Annotated in this window: 2 protein-coding genes; one reads left to right on the forward strand and one right to left on the reverse strand. The window is 67.4% G+C overall.

Annotated elements, in window-relative coordinates; all coding sequences use genetic code 11:
* Window positions 1-73: 73 nt before the first annotated feature.
* Window positions 74-1,840: a proteasome ATPase gene (gene arc / locus ACFVGY_RS32785; RefSeq protein ID WP_385684543.1), complete on the reverse strand. Its 1,767-nt coding sequence runs from the start codon at window positions 1,838-1,840 to the stop codon at window positions 74-76.
* Between the two features lie 265 nt (window positions 1,841-2,105).
* Between arc and ACFVGY_RS32790 the strand changes: the two genes are divergently transcribed.
* Complete coding sequence (locus tag ACFVGY_RS32790) at window positions 2,106-2,435, forward strand: ferredoxin (RefSeq protein ID WP_385684546.1); 330 nt, start codon at window positions 2,106-2,108, stop codon at window positions 2,433-2,435.
* The last annotated feature ends 384 nt before the right edge of the window (window positions 2,436-2,819 follow it).

Genomic DNA, 2,819 nt, shown 5'->3' on the forward strand with positions numbered 1-2,819 from the left:
CGGGGTTGTGTTCTCCTCTCCTCGGGGGGCGGGGCGCGCCCCCGCCCCCCCCCCCCCCCCCCCCGCCCTCCGATCAGAGGTACTGGCCGGTGTTCGCCACCGTGTCGATGGAGCGTCCGGTGTCTGCGCCCTGCTTTCCGGTGACGAGGGTGCGGATGAAGACGATCCGCTCGCCCTTCTTTCCGGAGATCCGGGCCCAGTCGTCGGGGTTGGTGGTGTTGGGCAGGTCCTCGTTCTCCTTGAACTCGTCCACGCAGGCCTGGAGGAGGTGGGAGACCCTGAGGCCCTTCTGGTTGTGTTCGAGGAAGGCCTTGATGGCCATCTTCTTGGCCCGGTCGACGATGTTCTGGATCATCGCGCCGGAGTTGAAGTCCTTGAAGTACAGGACTTCCTTGTCGCCGTTGGCGTACGTGACCTCGAGGAAGCGGTTTTCCTCGGTTTCGGCGTACATCTGCTCGACGACGGTCTGGATCATGCTGTGGACGGCGACGTCGGGCGAGCCCTGGTGTTCGGCCAGGTCGTCGGCGTGCAGGGGCAGCGAGGCCTTGAGGTACTTGGCGAAGATGTCCCGTGCGGCTTCGGCGTCGGGGCGCTCGATCTTGATCTTCACGTCGAGGCGGCCGGGCCGGAGGATCGCCGGGTCGATCATGTCCTCGCGGTTGGAGGCGCCGATGACGATGACGTTCTCCAGGCCTTCCACGCCGTCGATCTCGGCGAGGAGCTGGGGGACGATGGTGTTCTCGACGTCGGAGCTGACTCCGGATCCGCGGGTGCGGAAGAGGGATTCCATCTCGTCGAAGAAGACGATGACGGGGGTGCCCTCGCCGGCCTTCTCCCGGGCGCGTTGGAAGACGAGGCGGATGTGCCGTTCGGTCTCGCCCACGTACTTGTTGAGGAGCTCGGGGCCCTTGATGTTCAGGAAGTAGGACTTTCCGGCGGGTTGGCCGGTGACCTCGGCGACCTTCTTGGCAAGGGAGTTGGCGACGGCCTTGGCGATGAGCGTCTTGCCGCAGCCGGGCGGGCCGTAGAGCAGGATGCCCTTGGGCGGCCGCAGTTCGTGCTCCTTGAACAGGTCGGGGTAGAGGTAGGGGAGCTCGACCGCGTCGCGGATCAGCTCGATCTGGTCGCCCAGGCCGCCGATCTTGTCGTAGTCGATGTCCGGGACCTCTTCGAGGACGAGTTCCTCGACCTCGCTCTTGGGGACGACCTCGTAGACGTAGCCGGAGCGGGGTTCGAGCAGGAGGGCGTCGCCGGGGCGGATGGTGGCGTCCAGCAGCGGCTCGGCGAGCCTGACCACCCGTTCCTCGTCGGTGTGCCCGATGACCAGGGCGCGCTCGCCGTCCTCGAGGATCTCCTTGAGGGTGACGATGTCCCCGGCCCGCTCGAATTCCATGGCCTCGACCACGTTGAGGGCCTCGTTGAGCATGACTTCCTGGCCGCGCCGGAGCTCGTCCGGGTCGACGCTGGGGCTGACGTTCACGCGGAGCTTGCGGCCCCCCGTGAAGATGTCGACGGTGCCGTCCTCGTTCGCCTGCAGGAAGACACCGAATCCGGCCGGCGGCTGTGCGAGCCGGTCGACTTCCTCCTTGAGGGCGACGATCTGGTCGCGTGCCTCACGGAGGGTATTTGCCAGTCGTTCGTTTTGTGCGGAGACGCCGGCCAGGTTTGTCTGGAGCTCGACGATCCGCTCTTCGAGAATCCTCGTGTGTCGCGGAGAGTCGGCGAGCTTACGTCGCAGGACGGCGATTTCCTGCTCGAGATAGGCAACCTGGCCGGCGGGGTCCTCAGACCCGCGCCCCGGCCGGATGCCGCGGTTGATGTCGTCGTCGTGGGCTGCCACGGTCCTCACCTCCTCCAAGGGGAGCTGGACGCTTCCTGACCCTACCTGGGCTGGTGGTGATTGAAACCCCTAGATCACAAAGACGGTAGAGGTGTGTCCGATCTTCACCCTTGCGTACTCCCTCACGCCAGGTGAATACCCACCCTTCAACATCGGAAAGCAGCCGGTTGTAAGGTCGAGGAGTTCAACACCCGCCAGCGCGGGCGCGACTTGCCGCCGATGCGTGGCGGGGAGCGGATCATTCAGGGCAGGAACGGCAGGAGATATGACCGTGCAGCAGGAGGCAACCGGCGGGGGCGTCGACGGCGCGGGGCGGGCCGGGGAGCCGCTGGAGGTCTGGATCGATCAGGACCTGTGCACCGGTGACGGGATCTGCGTGCAGTACGCGCCGGAGGTGTTCGAGCTGGACATCGATGGTTTGGCGTACGTGAAGAGCCCCGAGGACGAGTTGCTGGTGGAGCCGGGGGCGAGCACTCCGGTTCCGTTGCCGCTGCTTCAGGACGTGGTGGATTCGGTGAAGGACTGCCCGGGCGACTGCATCCACGTGAGGCGCGCAGCGGACGGGGTCGAGGTGTACGGCCCCGACGCGGAGTGACGGTTCAAACACTCCCGGCGGGCGACTGCGTCAGCTCCTGGCGGAATTTTCCGCCGCTCCAGCGCCACTTGGCGAGCTGTTTCACGTCGGGGCTGTAGCGGGGGACCTCGGGTGAGGAGTAGCCGAGGAGCTGCGCGGTGATGGTGCCGTCACGGATCGTGAGGTCGGTGGCGGTCTGGCGGCGTGCGGTGTCGAGGAGGGTGGCGACGACCCGGGGTCGCGCGCCTTCTGCCGCGTCTTGGGCGAGTACGTAGAGGGCGTGGGGCGGGGTGCCGGATCCGGGGGGGGCCGCGGGCCGCCCCCCCCCCGACGTCTACCGGGGGACCGGCCACGCGCCCGCCGCCGCCGGCGGGTCCACGGCCCGGGGGCCGAGGCGGATCGAGG

Source organism: Streptomyces sp. NPDC127106 (assembly GCF_042677605.1).
Taxonomy (GTDB): domain Bacteria; phylum Actinomycetota; class Actinomycetes; order Streptomycetales; family Streptomycetaceae; genus Streptomyces.